Annotated in this window: 23 protein-coding genes; 7 read left to right on the top strand and 16 right to left on the bottom strand. The window is 37.2% G+C overall.

Features of this window, described 5'->3' with window-relative positions:
• The first annotated feature begins 145 nt into the window (after window positions 1-145).
• Both ACN19N_RS08985 and ACN19N_RS08980 read left to right on the top strand, forming a co-directional pair.
• The gene (locus tag ACN19N_RS08985) at window positions 146-529 is read left to right on the top strand and encodes a hypothetical protein (RefSeq protein WP_005215912.1); all 384 of its coding nucleotides are present in this window, start codon (window positions 146-148) and stop codon (window positions 527-529) included.
• A gap of 100 nt (window positions 530-629) precedes the next feature.
• Window positions 630-2,090, top strand: coding sequence for an aminoacyl-histidine dipeptidase (locus ACN19N_RS08980; protein ID WP_420001154.1), 1,461 nt, complete (start codon window positions 630-632; stop codon window positions 2,088-2,090).
• Between the two features lie 16 nt (window positions 2,091-2,106).
• Here the strand turns inward: ACN19N_RS08980 and ACN19N_RS08975 are convergent, their stop codons facing one another.
• From ACN19N_RS08975 to ACN19N_RS08950, 6 genes are all read right to left on the bottom strand, one after another.
• The gene (locus tag ACN19N_RS08975; protein ID WP_420001153.1) at window positions 2,107-2,676 is read right to left on the bottom strand and encodes an RNA 2'-phosphotransferase; all 570 of its coding nucleotides are present in this window, start codon (window positions 2,674-2,676) and stop codon (window positions 2,107-2,109) included.
• Window positions 2,677-2,688: 12 nt separating this feature from the next.
• Window positions 2,689-3,738, bottom strand: coding sequence for an RNA 3'-terminal phosphate cyclase (rtcA, locus tag ACN19N_RS08970; RefSeq protein ID WP_420001152.1), 1,050 nt, complete (start codon window positions 3,736-3,738; stop codon window positions 2,689-2,691).
• Window positions 3,739-3,996: 258 nt separating this feature from the next.
• Window positions 3,997-4,455, bottom strand: a complete 459-nt coding sequence (locus ACN19N_RS08965) for a DIP1984 family protein (protein WP_420001151.1) — start codon at window positions 4,453-4,455, stop codon at window positions 3,997-3,999.
• Window positions 4,456-4,467: 12 nt separating this feature from the next.
• Complete coding sequence (locus ACN19N_RS08960; RefSeq protein WP_420001150.1) at window positions 4,468-4,851, bottom strand: DUF7684 family protein; 384 nt, start codon at window positions 4,849-4,851, stop codon at window positions 4,468-4,470.
• Window positions 4,852-4,853: 2 nt separating this feature from the next.
• Window positions 4,854-6,128, bottom strand: a complete 1,275-nt coding sequence (locus ACN19N_RS08955) for an RtcB family protein (protein ID WP_420001149.1) — start codon at window positions 6,126-6,128, stop codon at window positions 4,854-4,856.
• A 237-nt stretch (window positions 6,129-6,365) separates the two neighbouring features.
• The gene (locus ACN19N_RS08950) at window positions 6,366-6,656 is read right to left on the bottom strand and encodes a hypothetical protein (RefSeq protein WP_269238037.1); all 291 of its coding nucleotides are present in this window, start codon (window positions 6,654-6,656) and stop codon (window positions 6,366-6,368) included.
• Between the two features lie 108 nt (window positions 6,657-6,764).
• Between ACN19N_RS08950 and ACN19N_RS08945 the strand changes: the two genes are divergently transcribed.
• On the top strand, window positions 6,765-7,058 hold the full coding sequence (locus tag ACN19N_RS08945) for a hypothetical protein (protein ID WP_420001148.1): 294 nt from the start codon (window positions 6,765-6,767) through the stop codon (window positions 7,056-7,058).
• Window positions 7,059-7,972: 914 nt separating this feature from the next.
• On the opposite strand, the gene ACN19N_RS08940 is transcribed toward ACN19N_RS08945, so the two are convergent.
• Window positions 7,973-9,583 (bottom strand): TROVE domain-containing protein, encoded by a 1,611-nt coding sequence (locus tag ACN19N_RS08940; RefSeq protein ID WP_420001147.1) that lies wholly within the window; start codon window positions 9,581-9,583, stop codon window positions 7,973-7,975.
• 254 nt (window positions 9,584-9,837) lie between these two features.
• Window positions 9,838-10,803, bottom strand: a complete 966-nt coding sequence (locus ACN19N_RS08935) for a ribonuclease Z (protein ID WP_420001146.1) — start codon at window positions 10,801-10,803, stop codon at window positions 9,838-9,840.
• A 67-nt stretch (window positions 10,804-10,870) separates the two neighbouring features.
• Between ACN19N_RS08935 and rtcR the strand changes: the two genes are divergently transcribed.
• Window positions 10,871-12,472 carry an RNA repair transcriptional activator RtcR gene (rtcR, locus tag ACN19N_RS08930; RefSeq protein WP_420001145.1) on the top strand — a complete coding sequence of 534 codons (1,602 nt, stop codon included), beginning with the start codon at window positions 10,871-10,873 and terminating at the stop codon, window positions 12,470-12,472.
• On the opposite strand, the gene ACN19N_RS08925 is transcribed toward rtcR, so the two are convergent.
• The 3 genes from ACN19N_RS08925 to ACN19N_RS08915 all read right to left on the bottom strand — a co-directional run bounded on the left by ACN19N_RS08925 (window position 12,473) and on the right by ACN19N_RS08915 (window position 14,758).
• The gene (locus tag ACN19N_RS08925; protein WP_420001144.1) at window positions 12,473-13,543 is read right to left on the bottom strand and encodes a DUF2157 domain-containing protein; all 1,071 of its coding nucleotides are present in this window, start codon (window positions 13,541-13,543) and stop codon (window positions 12,473-12,475) included.
• Between the two features lie 125 nt (window positions 13,544-13,668).
• Complete coding sequence (locus ACN19N_RS08920; protein WP_420001143.1) at window positions 13,669-14,100, bottom strand: hypothetical protein; 432 nt, start codon at window positions 14,098-14,100, stop codon at window positions 13,669-13,671.
• A gap of 28 nt (window positions 14,101-14,128) precedes the next feature.
• On the bottom strand, window positions 14,129-14,758 hold the full coding sequence (locus ACN19N_RS08915; RefSeq protein WP_420001142.1) for an alpha/beta hydrolase: 630 nt from the start codon (window positions 14,756-14,758) through the stop codon (window positions 14,129-14,131).
• A gap of 124 nt (window positions 14,759-14,882) precedes the next feature.
• Here ACN19N_RS08915 and yaaA point away from each other — a divergent pair, with 124 nt between their 5' ends.
• Genes yaaA through ACN19N_RS08900 form a run of 3 tightly spaced genes read left to right on the top strand, consistent with a single transcriptional unit; the run spans window position 14,883 to window position 16,577 of the window.
• Window positions 14,883-15,665, top strand: a complete 783-nt coding sequence (gene yaaA / locus ACN19N_RS08910; protein WP_420001141.1) for a peroxide stress protein YaaA — start codon at window positions 14,883-14,885, stop codon at window positions 15,663-15,665.
• A gap of 21 nt (window positions 15,666-15,686) precedes the next feature.
• Entirely contained in the window at window positions 15,687-15,950 is a 264-nt protein-coding gene (locus ACN19N_RS08905) for a hypothetical protein (protein ID WP_293743866.1), read from the top strand.
• Window positions 15,951-15,959: 9 nt separating this feature from the next.
• Window positions 15,960-16,577, top strand: a complete 618-nt coding sequence (locus ACN19N_RS08900; RefSeq protein WP_420001140.1) for a metal-dependent hydrolase — start codon at window positions 15,960-15,962, stop codon at window positions 16,575-16,577.
• Window positions 16,578-16,625: 48 nt separating this feature from the next.
• On the opposite strand, the gene ACN19N_RS08895 is transcribed toward ACN19N_RS08900, so the two are convergent.
• The 5 genes from ACN19N_RS08895 to ACN19N_RS08875 form a co-directional block, all read right to left on the bottom strand.
• Entirely contained in the window at window positions 16,626-16,937 is a 312-nt protein-coding gene (locus tag ACN19N_RS08895) for an ArsR/SmtB family transcription factor (RefSeq protein WP_005215950.1), read from the bottom strand.
• A 489-nt stretch (window positions 16,938-17,426) separates the two neighbouring features.
• Window positions 17,427-17,996, bottom strand: coding sequence for a TetR/AcrR family transcriptional regulator (locus ACN19N_RS08890; RefSeq protein WP_293743862.1), 570 nt, complete (start codon window positions 17,994-17,996; stop codon window positions 17,427-17,429).
• A gap of 346 nt (window positions 17,997-18,342) precedes the next feature.
• Window positions 18,343-18,849, bottom strand: coding sequence for a hypothetical protein (locus tag ACN19N_RS08885; protein WP_420001139.1), 507 nt, complete (start codon window positions 18,847-18,849; stop codon window positions 18,343-18,345).
• Between the two features lie 33 nt (window positions 18,850-18,882).
• Window positions 18,883-19,779: a linear amide C-N hydrolase gene (locus ACN19N_RS08880; protein WP_420001138.1), complete on the bottom strand. Its 897-nt coding sequence runs from the start codon at window positions 19,777-19,779 to the stop codon at window positions 18,883-18,885.
• Window positions 19,780-19,782: 3 nt separating this feature from the next.
• On the bottom strand, window positions 19,783-19,938 hold the full coding sequence (locus ACN19N_RS08875) for a hypothetical protein (RefSeq protein WP_420001137.1): 156 nt from the start codon (window positions 19,936-19,938) through the stop codon (window positions 19,783-19,785).
• Window positions 19,939-19,981: the final 43 nt, after the last annotated feature.

Genomic DNA, 19,981 nt, shown 5'->3' with positions numbered 1-19,981 from the left:
AATTAGGTCTAAATTTATCAATTTAGTAAAATAAGTAAGACAATCGGCTAATCAATTAAAGACAATTGTATATATAATAATTCTTACCGTACGAGTCGGTTTTATGCTGCGATCCAGCTAAAAACATAAAAATAGAGGGAATACCATGAAAACATTGCAATTTATAGCAGATTGCCCTAAACATGGGGTAATTGATCATCCACCAAATGAATGCTATATCACGCAAGAATATGTTGCAGCGCTACTCTATAAACAATTAGAACATTATGGTTTTGATGCAGAACATATTCGTCATGAGCATGAAAAAATTGAAGTACGCATCGATAATCATCAACTACCTCTGTCAATCTTATGCTCTCAACAAGAAACAGAAGGTCATATTCTCTGTGAAATCTCTGCCAATCCACAGCAAGAACAAGCTTGGTTTGAACGAATAGAAACGCAAAGTATTATCCGACAGTTGGCTCAAGCCGTAGAAAATAGCTTAAAAGCAGAGCATAGCTTTTCTCAATTTGTATGGAAAAGCTAAGACGATTTAGCCAATAAATCTTAAATAAAGTGATTTAAGCATCGCCATTTAGGCGTATGGTGTATATTTGTTTAAACACCTTATTTGAGAGTATTGGTACATGATACAGGTCGATTTTTCTAAATTATCTCCACAAGTAGTTTGGTGGCATTTTGAGACCTTATGTACAATTCCTCGACCATCTAAACATGAACAACGGTTAAGACAGCATTTAAAAGATTGGGCAGAACAGCGCAATTTGGAAACCTATGTCGATGAGATTGGTAACCTAATTATTCGAAAAGCGGCAACTAAGGGTAAAGAACAAGTCGCAGGTGTGATTTTGCAAGGTCATCTGGATATGGTGACACAAGCCAATCGTGGTACCCAGCATGATTTTTTTAAAGACCCAATTCAACCAGTCTTAAAAGACGGCTGGTTGATTGCTGAAAATACCACCTTGGGTGCAGATAATGGGATTGGCGTTGCACTTGCACTGGCGGTATTAGAATCCAGTGATATCGAGCATGGGCCGATCGAAGTTCTGCTAACCATTGATGAAGAAGCAGGAATGAGTGGTGCTCGTTTGCTCGAGTCAGGCGTGTTAACTGGACAGTGGCTTTTCAATATTGATACCGAAGAATGGGGTGAGCTGTATCTTGGCTGTGCAGGCAGTATTGACCTAGAAGTGGGACAGTCACTTGAATATGAAATAGCACCAAGTGATTTAATCTTTGTAGATTTACAGGTATCAGGCTTGAAAGGTGGTCATTCAGGTGTTGATATTCATTTAGGTCGTGGCAATGCCAATGTCATTCTAGCTAATTTTCTGAATGATTATTTGGCACAACCCAATGGTCGACTGGTTGAGTTTTTCGGTGGATCAGCTAGAAATGCCATCCCGCGTGAAGCCGTGGCAACCATTGCGATTCAAGCAGAACGATTACCCGAGTTGGAAAATGCCGTTGCTGTGGCACAAACTGAATGGCAACAAAAGTTACAGAACATTGATGATCATCTACAGATCAGCTTACAGCAAAATGCTGACCCGATAAATGAAGTTATGACATTGCAGCAACAGCAAGTTTGGTTGCAAGCATTGGCAAGTTGTCCATACGGGATTGCAAAGTGGAGTAGTGCTTTAGCTGATGTAGTTGAAACCTCGAATAATATTGGTGTGGTCAAATTGACCAAAGACGAAGCGAAAACCTTAATTATGGTTCGTTCGATGGTGAATCAAGAAGCAGTAATATTTGCTCAAAAGATTCAACAGCACTTTGCCAGTTTTGAGATTCAATCTGAATTAACGCCGTTGGTATCAGGTTGGACACCGAATCCAGATTCGGCTGCATTGAAATGTTTGCAACAGGCTTATCAATCTGCATTTAAGATTGAGCCAAACTTGAAAGTGATTCATGCAGGTTTGGAGTGTGGCATTATTGCGGAACATTATCCTGATTTGCAGATGGTGTCGTTTGGTCCTGATATTCAAGGGGCGCATGCACCAGGTGAGCGTGTGAAAGTAGATACTGTAGATAAATGCTGGAAGTTACTGGTGACTGCATTGGAAAGTGTGAAATAACGAATTAATCCTGAGATCAGACCAATGATCCTGTCTTGGTCTGATCAATCAGTGATAAATATTGAGTTGGTACATGTGTTATGAGCCATACACCATTTTCTGCTTGATGAAACGTAAAGCCGTCTTTATACATTTGTACCGTGTCGATCAGGAATAAAATGGGCTTTCCATAACGTTGACCGACATTGAGTGCCGTTTCTTTATGTTCACTGAGATGCACATAATGACGCTGTCCCGCAATTAGGCCTTGCGTCTGAATTGAATCTATAAATCGACTCGCTGTGCCATGATATAAATATTGTGGTGGTTTTAGTGCAATCATCTCTCTTTGTACTGTAAGGGTTGAATGACCTTGTACTGCACGAATATTTAAACCATCGTCTGAAATTTGAAAGCGCTTCTTGTCACATTGCGCCACAATTGTTTGGATTAATTCATCATCCAAAAATGTATTGTGTTGCTGTGCTGCTTCAATGAGTTCATCAATCTTTGCCCAACCCTCTTGATCGAGTTGAAGCCCGATTTGCTCAGGTTTATGTCTTAGGATTAAACTTAAGAATTTACTTGTTTGAGTATGTGTTTTCATTTCTAATCTTCATTATTTAACGTGTACATTGACTTGAAATAGCGTTTTATCCAACTCGATAAACTCAATATTACAATCAATAAATTTTTCAATCATTGCTGCTTGGGTGCGAGTATGTTCACTGATGCATTGAGCAGTAAAACGACCGCCTTGACCTAATGCTAAAGGTAACAAGAGTTGATCTGCTAAATACTCATCAACGGCTGCTTTTGATTTTAGATAATATTTGACGTCCTCAGCTAAATTGTTCGCAATTTGTTCTGCACTTTTACGCATTTCACCTAAGGCTGTAAACAGTTGGGTGTGATGCTGATGTTCAACTTTGACATAAACGGTATTGCCTTGGCTGATTCCCTTTAAATGAAAGTGCTGCTGAGAATTGAGTGCTAACCTTTTATTTAAAGTCGCTAGTTCCCGTTGTGCAATTTGCGCTTCTTCTGAAAGATTCAGCACCGCTGCAAAAGCCTCAATGGTCTGTAATGAGCCAGAATCTAATAAATCTAGTTTTTCACGGTCTAGCCATGGTTGAATGGTGACTTGTATTTCTCCAGCACCAATCGGGAAGAAGCCTGCTTTGTTTAATTTAAAATCGACACCAATTCCTAGCTTTTTTAGGCAAGGCAAAAAAGAATGCTCAATAAAATCCGCCGTTGGCGCAAGTGGGTTATGTGTACCGCCTGAAATGGTGAGTTCACTGGCTTGATTTTGTAAGAGTAAAGCAGGCAGTAATGTTTGCAAAACGAGAGTTGTGCTTCCTGCCGAACCGATTTGAAATTGGTATTTTCCACTTTGTACATGTTGTGGCGCAAAGTACAAACGTTGGCTATGTAGTTCAGCACCTTCAATATAAGCTTGGCTGATCTGTTGAGATGCCTGTACACAGACCAAATGCTGACGCATCAGACCTGATTTTTTACGTCCAGCCCGAATATTAATTAGTTCAAACGCTTGACCTGTAATCATTGAAAGGGCAAGGGCGGTTCTTAAAATCTGTCCGCCACCTTCACCTTGTGAACCATCAATTTGGATGGTTGCTGGCAGCTTTGCCAAAGCTTTATTCACGTCTATTTTCCTTATTTTCTAATTTAATGAACATACTGTCAGTACATGGTAATGCGAAGTAACGCGTGACTTTGCTTTTGGCAAAGGTTTGCTAGGTACATGGTGCTGAGCCTAATCAGTGAAGATTGATGCACGGCTCACATGCTGCCATAGCCGCCTGAATTATTTTCAATCCCTCAGATCGGAGTAATGCAGGATCTTGTACTCGCCCAGTATGTTCAAACTGGTATTGTGAAATAAATCCACAAAATCTGTTGTCTATTCAACTAAATCAATCTGCCAATTGGCAGCCTGAATTTTGATATTTAAGTCACGCAATTTTGCACTGATATCATCCGCCTGTTTTTGCAAGCTAGAAACGGGGATGACTTTCTGCCATTTGATCTCACGTGAGCTATAACGATCAGGCTCACGATGGGTATTGGCAATCGCATCAACGAGAATCTTATGTTGTTCAGCATAACTATCACGCAAGCTTAATAGGGACAGCAGAATTTTTCCATCCTCCAACTTTGCTTGCGCATTGGTCAAATGAATACGACAAATCAATTGATTGCTTTCTTGGGTTAAAGCAAATACTTGTTTGATCAGTTCAGTTGGATCTTCACTCGGTTCATCACCATCTTGTACCAATACATTGGCATTGATCCGTTGTTTTAATGAAGCGAGCTTTTTTTGTTGATCGCTTCGAAGTAAAAGTGCTTCTGCAAGTTTCATTCTTTTTACCTTTTATTCAATCTGTACAATGACTAACTTTGAAATACTTTCCAATTGCATACCGATTTTTGCAAACTCAATAATTTCATCTAAACTTTCATTCTCATGCCAAGTGGTCATAAAACAAGTATCAATTGGCGGTTCATTGTTATAAAAAGCCACATAAGTCTCGTCTAAAACATCGTCCCAAATAGAACATTCATGTCCTGTAACCATTGCTTGAATACATAGTCTTGAATGGACAATCTGTTCACACAGCTGATTGCGCCATTCAGGTAAAACCGGATTAGTATTCACAACTAAGATGATGTAATAGGATTGTTCAGGTAGAACTAGATCAGTTCTTTCATTCAACCTGATTTTATAGGTTTCAATATCTAAACAATTCTTTTCCATGATTATCCCTTCACACAAACCACTTGTCGTAAGGTATACACCACTTCAACCAAATCTTTTTGTGCATTCATTACATCTTCAATCGGTTTATATGCCGATGGGATTTCATCAATCACAGCAGCATCTTTACGGCATTCCACACCTTCAGTCTGCGCAATTTGATCTTCTACGGTAAAGCGACGTTTTGCTTCCGCACGGCTCATCACACGACCTGCGCCATGCGAACATGAGCAGAACGACTCTTGATTTCCAAGCCCGCGAACGATGAAAGATTTAGCACCCATTGAACCAGGAATAATTCCATATTGTCCAAGTTTGGCACTTACAGCACCTTTACGTGTTACCATGACTTCTTCGCCGTAATGTTCTTCCTTTTCCACGTAATTATGGTGGCAATTCACCGCTTCCAATTTGGCATTAAACGGCTTTGGAATAATGGTTGCTAAAGCTTTAATTGCTGATTGCATCATGATTTCACGGTTTTTCATGGCAAAACGTTGTGCCCAACCGACAGCAAACCAATAATCATCAAAATGTTCAGTTCCTTCAACTAAATATGCCAAATCTTTGTTGGGTAAATTAATAAAGTGCTTTTGCATATCTTTACGCGCCAGCTCAATAAAATGATTACCGATGGCATTACCAACACCGCGTGAACCTGAGTGCAACATAATCCAAACGTGATCATGTTCATCCAAACAGATTTCGACAAAGTGATTTCCTGTTCCTAAAGTTCCCAGTTGCTTGCGATTGTTGGTATTTTTTAGGCGAGGGTGCTTAGCGCAAATTAACTCAAAATCTGCAACTAAATCAGCCCATGCTTGATCGACCATTTCAGGTGGTGTTTCCCAAGAACCTTGATCACGGCGACCACGTGTTTTAGTCATACCATGTGGAATCAAACGTTCAAGCTCGGTTCTTAATCCATGTAAATTATCAGGTAAATCTGAAGCCGTTAAACTGGTTCTGGTTGCCATCATTCCACAACCAATATCGACACCCACAGCCGCAGGAATAATCGCACCTTTGGTTGGAATCACGCTTCCAATGGTTGCACCTAAGCCAAAGTGTACGTCTGGCATCACTGCCATCCATTTATAGATAAAGGGCATTTGCGCTGTTTGTAATAGTTGTTGTTTTGAGTTGTCATCAACAATTACGCCATTAGTCCACATTTTTACAGGCATGCTTTTTTCGTTCTGTAGAACTTGATAGGCACGTTTTTGTTGCTCTTGTTCAATTTGAGCTTGTTGCTTAACTGCTTCAATAACTGACATTTTCACTTTCCTTTCAAAGCCTGCCTGCCAAGCGGTTGCAGACAGATGATATACACAAGATCCCAATGATGTTGTGTATATATACTATTGCAGTGAGTGTGCCAACTTGTTGGTAACAGATGAAATTAATTTTAAGATATTGATATTTATTTATATATTTAATTTCAATATTTTTTGAAATGGAATTTTATAAGAGGTTGGATATAAAAATATATATTTTTATATCCTAAATTATATTTAATAGCCCATCGCATTTTTACCTGTTCGAGCGAATTGTTGCTTTTTTTTAATTTTTAACCATAAAGTATGTTGAGGATGTTCATGGTAACAATAATACAATGCTCGGTTTCTTTGACTAAGGTTGAGTTTCATCTTTTTTCGCTTACGCTTTAATACTGAGTGCTTTTCAAAATAGCCATATCGTTTTTTGTACCAACGAGTGGCTTCAAGATAGTAATGTTTTTGATTGAGCAAGTGTAAGGCTTGATCAATGTCTTGATCGTCTTGAAGATAGACTGTAATGGACATATTTTGCGTTTTAAAGACTGACACCTGTCTTTTATTAAGAGTAAGGATATGTCTTTGTATAAAGGCATGTTATAAACATAACAAAAGACAAATAAATTGCCAAGCCTCATGGATATTCTTCGTTATTTACTCACGATTCTTTTATTTATTACTGGGGTGTTATGCCTTATACGTTTTTTAGTAGATGGTTTTAACTTTGTATTTCTAGCAGTAAGTTTGGTCTTTTTTCTGCTTGCTTATTGGGTAAAACCAAAACGAGAAAACCATGATCGTAGAAATGATACGTGGGACTGGGTGGATGTGATCGATATTACGGTTGAAGTTGTTTATTGGATCGTTACTTTACCATTTCGGTTATTGCGAGGAATATTCGACTCTTCATCTCCAGATATTATTCCATAAATAATAAATTAATCTCAATCAACAAGTTGGGTAAACACTTTTTTGCTTAACTGCCATATCCATAAATAGATACAGCGACGCTCCAATTGCGATGTAGTGCTTATTGCATTTGATTGAGATTAAAAGTAATCATCACAACAAAAATGATGAGACTTTTCCTAAAAAGGAATAGGGATTTGAACCCCGTGCTTACGCATTCACCATGTAGTCCCATTGGCATTTGTGATGATGCGACATAAACAAAAAAATTAAAGACTTGAGACCATTGCCTTAATTAGACGACTGTACTTGCATACAGGTGAGAGTGGCTACTCACATTAATGGTAGGAATGTAGTCCTTAATGCATTTTATGCCGTACCACAAAAAACAGACCAACAAAGAGTATTAAGACAATCATTTCAGTGCGTTTTCCTTTCCGCCATTGATCGAAGTCGATCAAGATGGAATCGAACCATCAAGTCATTGCTGACGCTGAAGCCTTTTATGTAGTCCTAACAGCATTTGGTCTGTGACCAGTAAACAAAAATGATAAGACCTTTTATACATGGCTCTATCCAATTGAGCTACAAACTGATTTGCATCAATTTGAAGGGACTTGAACCCTCAACAAATGTAGTCCTATTGGCATTTTACTGGCTATGACTATCACAACAAGTCAGTGATTAGATTTTTTGAACTAGGGTATTCGCCCTATGTAATGTAATCCAATCCGCATTTGTGATAATCATAAATCTGCACAACAAGAATGATGAAACATCGAGCCAGTTTACGCTGAGCTATCGTGGAAGGATAGTGATGTAGTTCCATCTGCATTTGTGCAGTTTTATTGTATGACAACAAAGTGAAATTAGAAACATGAGATTTAAAAGATGTAGTTCCTAAAGCATTTGTCATACTTTACTGACCTGACGAATCAAGTCGGTAATTCGATTTTTTCAATTTCATTAACCCAGTGATCGCTGTGCATTTTACCTTGTGCAAACAGATCTATTAAACGAAAGACTTCATCGCTAAAACCACCGATATTAATGGTATCAGTTCGTTCAGGGACTTGTGTATGTGTATATGGCTGTAAATCTACGCAGACCAATTTTGCATGAGGGCAGCGTTTTTTTAAAATATCCCATTCATATAACATGCCTGTTTTGTTTTGTGTGCGTAATTGGTCAGCCCAAGATTCATTGTCTGAAAAATAAATCATCAAATCGACAGCTGTCTGATCTCGATTAAGTCGCTTTAATGGAATGCTGCAATTCGTTCCACCACCACCAAGTGCAGCAAATTGTTTGGCAACCTCAAAAATAGAGCGTGTTTTGTTGCCAGAGAAAACCTGTTTTAATCGACCTAATATGCTTACATCCGATTCATGTTCCACGATGTTGAGTGAATGCAATTGCGTATCAAACGGCATAATTTCAATCTCAGGATTGACCTGCTTTAAAGCACAAGCAAATAATGATGCGACATCTACGCAACGCAATTTTGAAGTTGCACCTTTACGATAACCCGTCACTGGGCTTGCCATTGAGCCCGATACATCCACGGCAACCACCACACGACCTGTTAAACGAGGCACATTTTCTAAAGCAGCTTGCATCACTTGTTCTAATGCTTGTCGTACAATTTGAGGTACTGCATCATCTAAAGCTGCCCAAGTTGCCATCAATTGATAAGGCAAAACTCGACTTTTACGAATCATATCCTCATCTTGTAATTTATTTGCAATGACATTGTCCATACCTTCGATCTCAAATACACCATGCCGAGCAAAAGTATTCAAGTTCATTCTGAGCATTTGCCAACCGCCATTTTTAGCAATCTCTGCCCATTGTTGTGCTGAAAGCGATAAATTGGTCAGCAACTGCATTGGTAAATCAGGTGCATCCTGAGTTAAACCTTGACGGAATTTTTCCAATGCCTGAACTTTGGTAGGTAATTGCTCAAGCTCATATTTTTTACCCAAGATATAGGCAAAGAAAGCATCTTGGTTTGCATCTTTAGGCTTTGGATGGGTCATTTTTAACACATCTGCCAAAGAGGGTTGATTACCAATGTTGGCAGAAAGCAACTGATTGTCGCTGGCATTAATTAACCATTGATTGATCATTTTCTTTGGTAAGCTACCTAAAGATTTGCGTTGTATCGCACCTGAACGCATGATTTGTACAAAGTTACGCAACTGTTTGCCATTATCAATTACCAATGGGAATACAGCTTTAAATAAGTTTTGCTCAAGTTGCGATAAAATTGCCAACAGTAAGACAGGCATATCTTTCATGTGATTGTTTTTACGGGTATAGACTGCCGTTTTAGCAATAAAAGTTGCATCTATATTTTGTGTAAGTGCTAAGACTTGTTCAAGTTGTGCTTGCGCATTTTGGTAAAAGGTATGATTCAGCGTGCCTGTAGCTGCAAGTTGTGCCAAAGCTTGACGATGATCTAATTGAAAAGCACGTCCACCAGCTTGATTGCTGATTAATTTGTTTTTGGTTGCCTGAGAGGCAAAAATTGTCTGGTTTGCCATGACGCATCCTCCATATATTTTAAATTGTTTTATCTTGGTTGTGTTATTGCATAGAGTGTGCCAATTCTCTTGTTTTAAATTGTTTTTATTTTTAAGTAACTGATAGTTATAGCAAATAAGATAATAAATATTCTGTTGTGAGAAAAAGTGAATAGATTTTTATGAATAAAATCTATCTAAATAGATATGGAAGTATTAAAAAAGATATGTGATCTATATGCGGTTTTCATTGATAGATCACATAGGAAGAAAAATTATGATGATGCAACGATTTTTGAGAGTTGACCTGTTTCATTTAAACTAAATTGATCAAAATCATCGGCTAAATAGAAATTGCCTTGATAAAGTTCACGAACTTCTTCAGCAATCGCTTGTTGTCCAATATTATCCTGATGACGAGGGCTAAAATGAGTCAGGATGAGATTGCTTAAATTCTGCTGTTGCGCAAATTTAGCCACCATTTTAGCGGAACTATGCATTGGGCCTTTACCCACTTTATCCAAAATCACTTGGGTATATGTTGATTCATGAATCAGAAGTTGAGCATCTTTACAGGCATCAGCTAATAATTCAGGCTGATCATTATCACCACCAACAATGGCATGCATGCGCTGCGTTTGTATTTGAATAAAATCACTTGCTTTCAACGGTTTTTCATTGAACTGAATATCTTTGCCTTGTTGTAAATCACCCCAAGCTTTGCCTTTTGGTACGCCGAGTTGACTTAAAGTCTGTGTATCTAATTTCTTTTGGGTGTATTGCGCAATAATACTAAAGGCAAAACTCGGTACTCGATGACTGAGTGGGTGGGCTTGAATCGAAAGCTCATCAGTCAACCGTTGTATTTGAGTGGCTTCATTCACATCAATGAATTTCAGTGGATAGGGTAAATGCAGATCCGTCAATTGTGCAGTTATTTCAATCCATTGTTGAATTTCTTTGGGTGCAATAATGGTTAAGGGTGCAGTCCGTGCATTCATACCTGCGCTTGCCAATAAACCGACGAGCCCATAACAATGATCACCATGAACATGAGTAATGCAGATGGCAACTAAGCTTTGTAATGAAAGTTTGGCCTGTTGAATCCGATGTTGAGTGCCTTCACCAGCATCGACCAATATCCAATCTTTATTCTTGCTGTTACGGATTGCTAATCCCGAAACATTCCGAGTCAATGTGGGCACACCAGAAGATGTGCCTAAAAAAGTAAAATGAAGCATATTGTTGGAATTTTTCACTGAAATGCGTATTGTATATTATAGGCATTTATAAAATATTATAGAAATCATGGCGAATGCAAAAAAAACTGTCGTTATTGGCTTTGTGGGTTCTACCTTAGATCAAGGAAAACGTCCTGAACGTTGGCAGCGTTGGCGTCCAACGCTGAGTCTACTCATGCATGAAGACTTTATAGTGGATGAGCTGGTTTTATTGCATGATCGACAGCACCGTAATTTGGTCGATTTTATTCGAGAAGATGCAGTCGAAGTTTCTCCTCAAACCACAGTTTCAGGATATAAAATTAGTATTCGTGACCCTTGGGATTTTGCTGAGGTATATGGCGCACTTTATGATTTTGTAAAAACCTACTCCTTTGATACTGAGAAAAATAATTATCTTCTGCATATTACGACAGGAACGCACGTAGCCCAAATTTGTTGGTATCTGTTGGTCGATGCGAATTATTTACCTGCCAAGCTGCTTCAAAGTGCCCCGAATCAACAAAAAACACCACAGGGCGAATATCGAGTTATTGATTTGGATTTATCTCGATATGATGTTTTAAAACAACGTTTTGAGGATGAGCAGCAACAAAACTGGCAACAACTTAAAGCCAATATTTCAACTTATAATCATGATTTTAATCAGTTGATTACTGAAGTTGAAATGGTTGCAACACGCTCTAGTGCGCCGATTTTGATTATGGGAGCAACTGGGGTTGGAAAATCGCATTTAGCTAAACAAATTTTTCAGTTAAAGAAAAATAAATTTCATTTGAGTGGACGTTTTATTGATGTGAATTGCGCAACTTTGCGTGGTGATAGTGCTATGTCGAGCTTATTTGGTCATATCAAAGGTGCATTTACAGGCGCAGCGGCTTCGCGTACAGGTTTATTAAAAAGTGCAGATCAGGGCATTTTATTTTTGGATGAGATTGGCGAGCTTGGGCTAGATGAGCAAGCGATGTTGCTGAAAGCACTCGAAGATAAATCTTTCTTCCCAGTTGGGAGTGATAAGGAAGTACAGGCTGATTTTCAGTTGATTGCAGGAACGAATCGAGATTTAAGAGTTGAAGTGCAAGCAGGGCGTTTCCGTGAGGATTTATGGGCGCGTTTGAATACATGGACTTTCTTTTTACCGAATTTAAAAGATCGTGTAGAGGATATTGCCCCTAATATTGAGTTCGAATTGCAACGTTTTGCGGCAAACCATCAACGGCAATTACGTTTTCAACGTGATGCACTTGATGTGTATTTGAAATTTGCCAAGTCGAAAGAAGCATCATGGCAAGGCAATTTTCGTGATTTAACTGCTAGTGTGACGCGGTTAGCGACATTATCCAGTGGCGAGTTGATTCGCTCGGAAACAGTAGAAAAAGAGATTCAACGCTTAAAGCAACTTTGGTCAATTCAGACTGCTGCAAATGAGCTGAAAGAACAAGATATTTTACTGAAGTATCTAGATCAAACACAACTTGCAGAAGTAGATGAGTTTGATCAGATTCAACTGCGTGGTGTACTTCAAGTTTGTGAATATGCCAAGTCGATGGCAGATGCTGGACGAAAGCTTTTTGCTGCTTCACGCCAACAGCGTAATACCACCAATGATAGTGACCGAGTCAAAAAATATTTGGCTCGGTTTGGTTTGAGTTGGAGTAACTTTCACTAATCATTTAGCTGGATGATCTTTCTTTATTTGGGATTGGCTGGGTATAAACTCTAAATTCCAGAGCTTTTCGGCATGCCGACCAAGCCACCAGAAAGATGCTGCTAGCAGAATAAAGAAAATGGCTTTATGCATACCATTCCAAAAGAACTCAAAATACTTGGTGTAGAGGTTAATAAATAAGAAGGTGATACCAAAACCACGTGAAGTGGCATCATCATGTTTTAAGCCATAGATAATCGCGATGATGGCAATAAACGCGAATAGCACGCCCCAATGTAACAGCTCATATTGCTTGACGCTGTACCAACTCCCTAAGTCACCATAATTACCAAAAATTGAAAGAATCCATAAGGCAATAAATAGATACAGCAGGCCCATGACATAGGTTGAATGTGCAAAGCCTCTAAAATGCGCATAGCGTTTAAACAGCAAGCTTAATCCAATCAATACACCACCAAACAAGACAAAGCGTAAAGGAAAGTTCATCCCTAGGTAATAGGCACCCCAACCAGACATATAGCCTGTTTCAGTTCCAAACCATGAACCAAGCGAAAGCAGCGAAAACACCCAGATCAGTTTAGAAGAGAACCAGAATGCAAGTGCTACATAAATGATGGTGGAGAGAAGGAATAACAAAGAGAAATGCCCACTGCCGGTATCAATTGCTTGGCCGAAATAGGCGACAGACGCTGCTGTAGACAGCACGCCTGCAAAAATAATCGCTTCATTGCTAAATTGATGTAAGGGTTTGGTTCTGCGTCGACGATAGGCAAAACCATAAAAGGCCGCTGCAACTGCAGCAAAAATCAGACAAGGAATAATTTTTGAATCAATAAAGATTTTTTCAATCAATTCCATCAAGAATTTATCTGCGGTAATTGCGGCAACCGCAATCACGGCGCAAATCATAGAAATCCAGAATGAATATTTTGCTAATCGTTCCCAATCGAAAGGTCGAATCGAAAAGCTGTGCTTTAACTGATTGGCTACATCAGGCGTAATCGTGCCTTGTTGTTGCCAATGTTCAATGGTTTGCTTTAAAAAAAGTCCCTGTTTTTTATTTAATTTCATTATGAAAGAACCCAAATGCTCATTTTATCGATATTGATATAGCAGAAATGGGGTATTAGGAGTATTTCTTTTAGTAATCGAATGAATGTTTTATTATATTTTTCAATGGTTAATATTTGATTTTATTATTTGAAAATGGGGATTTTTTGATCTTTTGTTGTCATCCAATAATTGCTTTCATGGTAGAAATCTGAATAGGCATAAGGCAACTCTTCAATAGTTAAACAATTAAGCATATTTTGATACCACTCAATATAGGCAGAATTCTTATTTTTGCATTGATTTAAAAACTCTTGATGTTGTTGAATAAATAGCTCAGTCAGTTCAGTAATATCTTGAGTGATTTCTGTTTTGCGGATATCTCTATTTTTTTGAATCCAGCTAGAAATAATAATGGTAGATGCATTTTTATGGCTATTCAAAAAAGAACACCTCCAATGACAACCAGAAGGAGATATAGAGGGTTCAATATATAAAGATTCAAAACCTCGTTTATGTAATTCATGAGCAATATAAAGTGTTTTTTTAAGATTAATGATATAAAAATCCTTTTTCACTGTTAAATTCCTATTTTTATATTTAGGTCTATAATTTTAAAAAGCGAGTAATTACTTGTCTTAACTGTTTTAGATAACCCGTAAAGAAATGATTGGCACCTGGCAAAATCGTGATCGGGTGTTTTTGTGGCTTTGCCCAAGCAATCATATCTGAAAGCAAGGTAATGTCATCTTGCTCACCATGAACAAATAAGATATCGCCATCAATTGCAGGAGTTGTGTAGTGGCGTAAATCCACCACCGAACCTGTTGGCAAGCCGCATAATACCAATTGCTTTGGACGTAATTCATCGCTGAGTTGTGCTTGGCATTTTGCGAGAACATGAGAACCAAAACTGAAACCGCCTGCATAAAAGGTAAGTCCTGCATGTTTTGCGCGGGCATATTCAATCACGGCCATAATATCCTCAGTTTCGCCATGCCCTTGGTCGTGAGTACCTTCACTGCCAGCTAAACCACGGAAGCTAGGGCGGTATACCACACATCCCATTTCATTAAAAATCTGAGCCAGTAAAACAGGGACTTTATGATGCGGTGTACCACCTTGCAAAGGATGTGGATGGCAGACGACAGCAAAGCCTATGAGTTCACCTTTGGGTTGATCAACAAACATTTCAATTTGACCAACAGGACCTTGGATGAAGATTTGCTCAGACATAAGATACGCAATGAATAATGGAAGAATCCACTATTTTACCGATAAAACTGAACGAGAACACGAATTGGAATTAAAAATTATCAACTGTTATAGTTTCACCAAGATAAATTTATTTTGATTGATTATGCTTGCTTTAATTTCTCCTGCTAAAACACTAGATTATGAAACTGCTTTACCGACTGATACATATACACAGCCTCGTTTATTAGAGCAATCACAACAATTGATAGATGTGTGTCGCAAGCTTTCTGCGAGTGAAATTGCATCGTTGATGACCGTGAGTGAGAAAATTGCCAATTTAAATGTAGAGCGTTTCCGTGACTGGAATGCAGATTTTGATTTTTCCAATGCACGTCAAGCCTTGTTTGCATTTAAAGGTGATGTGTATACGGGTTTAGATGCTTATCATCTAAAAGACCAAGAGATTGATTTTGCCCAACAGCATTTACGTATGCTGTCTGGTCTGTATGGTTTATTGCGTCCGTTGGATTTGATGATGCCTTACCGTTTGGAAATGGGAACTAAACTAAAAAATAAGCGTGGTCATAATCTATATGAATTCTGGGGCAGTATTATCACTGACCAAATTAACCAAGATTTAGCTGAAATTGATGCAAAAGTATTGGTAAATTTAGCTTCTGAAGAATATTATAAATCTGTGAATGAAAAGAAAATTCAGGCAGAAATTATCAAACCTGTTTTCTTGGATCAGAAGAACGGAAAATATAAAGTTATTAGTTTCTATGCGAAAAAAGCGCGTGGTCTGATGGCGAGATACTTGATTGAAAATAAATTAAGCCAAGTAGAACAATTAAAAGCATTTGATAGTGAAGGGTATTACTTTGATGCTGAAAGTTCATCGAATAAAGAATTGGTCTTTAAGCGAGATGAACAACACGCAGCTTAGTTTTGCCCTAGGCAGGGTGAGATGTTAACCAAAGAACATTTATTAAAAAATGCTATATCGTCTGATCAAGTTCGAATCAAAGGGTATTTGACAGAACCTCGGAGTTACGGGGTATATGCGCTGCCTTTAGATCGTGATGGAACTAGACGTTTTCGATTTGGTAATCACCCTGTACGCCAACAGGAACTGAAACACGAGTTTGGTTCCTGCATTTTGTATCAGCTCTTTCTAGAACGTAAAGATGCTGAATCCTTGGCGAAGTGGCTGAATAAAGAAATCCAATGAGGATGAGCAATGCAGCAGTATTTATCCACATTAGAAAAATCATGGTTTGAGCTGCATCAGCATTATTGTTTTTCTGAACCGCAGAAAGTTTTTAATAAGTTGATTGCTGCTTATAGTGAAAAGCAGCGGGCTTATCATACACTGCAACATTTGTATGAATGTTTGGTCCTGCTTAAATCGATTCAAGCTGATTTAATTGATGCACATGCAGTTGAGTTAGCACTTTGGTTTCATGATGCGGTTTATGATCCGCAAGTAAAAGATAATGAGTTAAAAAGTGCTGAATTATTTGAGCAGTATTTGATTCAAGATCTATCAATTGATATCGTTCAAAAGATAAAGCGATGGATTCTTGCCACACATAAGCACGCATTGACTGATGAGTTGGATTTACAATTTTTACTGGATATTGACTTAGCGATTCTAGCGGCTTCGCCAGAGCGTTTTGCGGAATATGAACAGCAGATTCAGCAGGAATATGCTTGGGTAGATCCAGATATTTATTTGATTAAAAGAAAACAAATTCTAGCACATTTTTATCAGACAGAACCGCTGTATCAAACGGAATATTTTCAACAGAATTTCGAGCAAAAGGCGAAAGAGAACTTAAAATTTAAGCTTTTTTAGAGAATTAAGAATTTCAATAATTCTCTAATAATCTTTCTTTAGTAAAATTTAGATATTAGGACAATAATTTTCATAAAGCGTTGTTAAAACAACCTGTAACTTAGGGTCACTAATTGAATAAAAGATTTGCTTTCCATCCCGACGTGTAGAAACTACATTACTTTTTCTTAACATCATAAGCTGCTGTGACAGGGTAGGTTGTAAGATATGGGTAGCTTCTTCAATTTGAGACACATTTAATTCTTGTTTGGCTAAATGACATAAAATAATTAAGCGATCTGTGTTTGCCAAAGACTTAAGTACATTGACAATAGAGCTTGCAGACTCTCTCATCACGTTGATCTCTATATCCTTTTGCATACTTTTCTCACTACATTCAAGCCGAACTTAGTATAAGGTGAGAAAAACATAAAAATGTATTAAAACTTGAAAAATACAATGGTTTTTTGTGAATATCTATATCAGTGAAACTTATATTTTTCATTCATAACTATTAGGCTTTAAAATTTGGTAGTTTAGATATTTTTAGCAATGTTAGAAACATTAGTAATTGTTAAAATTTTCTAAACAATAAAATTATGTAATTAATTTAATTAATAAATATAAAAATTTTAAAAATTTTCTTTGTGCTTGTAGGAAAAGCGTATATAATGAAAAACAAGACAGAAAGATCTGTCTTCATAAGAAGGATCGGGATGTGCAATTTGTACGACCGCCAGAGGGTAATATTTTTATTATTCTTTTTACAACTCAGACGCAAGCGTGAGCCACAATAATAACTATAAATCACGCTTTATTTTTTATATTTTCAATTTCATATTATTTTTTTCACTCAGTTTTCTGAGAATTTTATGATGCCATTTGCTTTTCAAAATTAATTAAATGTTCTACGCGAGTCCAATACTCACTCATTTCAACAGAGTTTTTATTTACATGCGCTTGGATGGTCATTCCATCTAAAATACTTACGATTAATGTAGCCAAGTGTGTCGGGCTTCGAATATCTAAATTAGTCAGTAAGTTTTGGATCAAGGCTGTTAGCCATATTTTATATTGTATCGCAGGTTCAAGGGTTGAAGGGTAAATTTTAATCACTTCTTCAAGTGCTTTTTGGAACATACAGCCGTTAAAGTCTTCGCTTTGGAACCAAGCATTGTACCATTTGAATATCGATTCAATTTGCTCTAAATAATTTGATTGATCACATTGAGCTAATGTTTCATTCAATGAGGTTTGAAGGTTAATATTACGTTGAAGTAAACATTCCTCAATAAGCTTTTCCTTCGATGGGAAATATTTATAGAATGTCATTTTTGCAACGCCTGACTCACTAATAATTCGATCAACCCCAATCGAATTGTAGCTATGCGAGTTAAAAAGTTTTAATGCTGTGTTAATAATATCTTCTTTTTTTGACATACAAACCTCGAATTCGCTCTCTACTAATATGAGCTGAGCATTATTTGCATTCCATCATGCAATTTTGGCACGAATTTTACATGGTATTAAAGAAATATCATAGAAAAAAATAACATTATTTATTTAATTGATTCTTAAATTTACAGTTTATTAGTTATTTTTTAGTCAAATATATGAATTAATTAAACTAATCTAAATAAAACAGAGTAATTGTAATGTGATTTATAACTCTATAATATGAATTTAAACTAATTCACATTTATTTAAAATTATGATAATTGAATAATAAAAGTCAGTTATTAAATTTTTAAGATAAATAACTGACTTTTATATATTTTATTAAAAATTAGCTTCTTGCTAAAGTTTCAATTAAACGCACAAAATTTTGATAAAGCGTTGATTGTTGAGTAGGTGTATATACAGGGCGTTTAATTGTGCCTTTATTGGTTTGGATCATTAAATCGACATTTTTTGCATTTCTAAGTTCATTAAGAAATAAACTCGGGATAACAAAAGTATTTGATGAGTGTTTAGGAATGAGACGATTGATGTATTTCTGCTGGGTTTTTCCAACAGGTTCATAACTGAATAATTTATTATCAACGCTGAATGTCATACCTGTAATGTCATAATATTCATAAGTACTACTCAATGCCACATCAATTTGTAGGCGATCTTTTTGCTGCTTATCCCATTCCACGACAACATTTGGACAAAGTTCATTTGCCTTGCAACTTAATGAACCTGCTGTTGCGAGTTGACTTATATTTGTAGCATCTGATGTTGGATTTGTTAGGTTACTACAACCACTTATTGCGATACACAGGCTAAGACAAACAAGTACTTTTTTCATATTTAACTTCTCGAGTTTATTTCTATTCAGGTGTTAATGATGTAACTCTGGACCAAGAAATTCAAATGGTTTTGCAATTTTAAATTGATCAGTCGCATCGCCAGCAAAAGTATTTTGTTGGTCTTTACCAAGATCTAATTTACGCGTGACACCATCTTTAAAGTTAATTTTCTTTAAGTCCACCCAGAAAACATTAGGAGATACAGCAGATTCAAAAAAGTAGAGTAGTTGTTTGTGATCTGCAACTGTCCGCCAACGTGTTGAAGAAATATTGGGCTCTTCCTCTGTATTTAAGCCAAAAGGAACCGATGCATTACGTATAACACTAAAGACAGAGGCAATCGCTTCTTTTGAATTATCATTTTTAGGGATAGCGTTGATATAAAATGATGCTCGGGCAAATCTATCGGATGCTCTATTCGTTCCTGGTAGCATTACAGTGCCACCAATTTGCTTCCAGTAGGTATTTAAAGCCAATTGTTGATCGAAGGTAGGGGAGTTGGTCATCACCTGATATTTCTTATTATGATGGATGACTTGTTTTCCATTAATGTATTCAATGATTGCACTATCACCAGTTTTGTCTGAAATTGATAAATGAAGTGTTGCTAGCCTTTGTTCATCAGGAACACTGTCTGTAATTAGTATAAATGGTTCTTTTTCTAAGGCTGTCACTGCTTCCGACACAGTTGCATAGTTATCAAGCACATATTGTGCCCAAGCAGAAATACTTAATTGTGGCTTATTTGATTGTTTTGCATTTGGATATTCTGATTCAACTAGCCATAACACATTTGCCATTAGACCAGCTTCATTCATGCCATCCGTGCTTGATATATCATAGCCTGAAGCGATGACACTGCCATATTTCGATTTCCATTTAAGTGATTTAGGACCTGCATTACTATCGCGATTTACACCACTCGGCATGATTCATAGGTTAGTTCCGACATCTACTTTCCAATCCATTGATCGTGCTGTAATGATGTGATTGTCATTGCCTAGATAAACTGCTCGAGTACAAGCTTGGGCTGTTTGAAGTACGAATGAAGATGCGATCAATGAACAAAATAGTGTTTTTTTAAACATATTGATTCTCCGTTATAGTAAAGAATAATTTAGATATAATTTA

Source organism: Acinetobacter sp. LF10, assembly GCF_048585715.1.
Taxonomy (GTDB): Bacteria; Pseudomonadota; Gammaproteobacteria; order Pseudomonadales; family Moraxellaceae; genus Acinetobacter.
The sequence above is the reverse complement of the archived record's forward strand: the minus strand, read 5'-3'. Positions and strand labels throughout refer to the sequence as shown.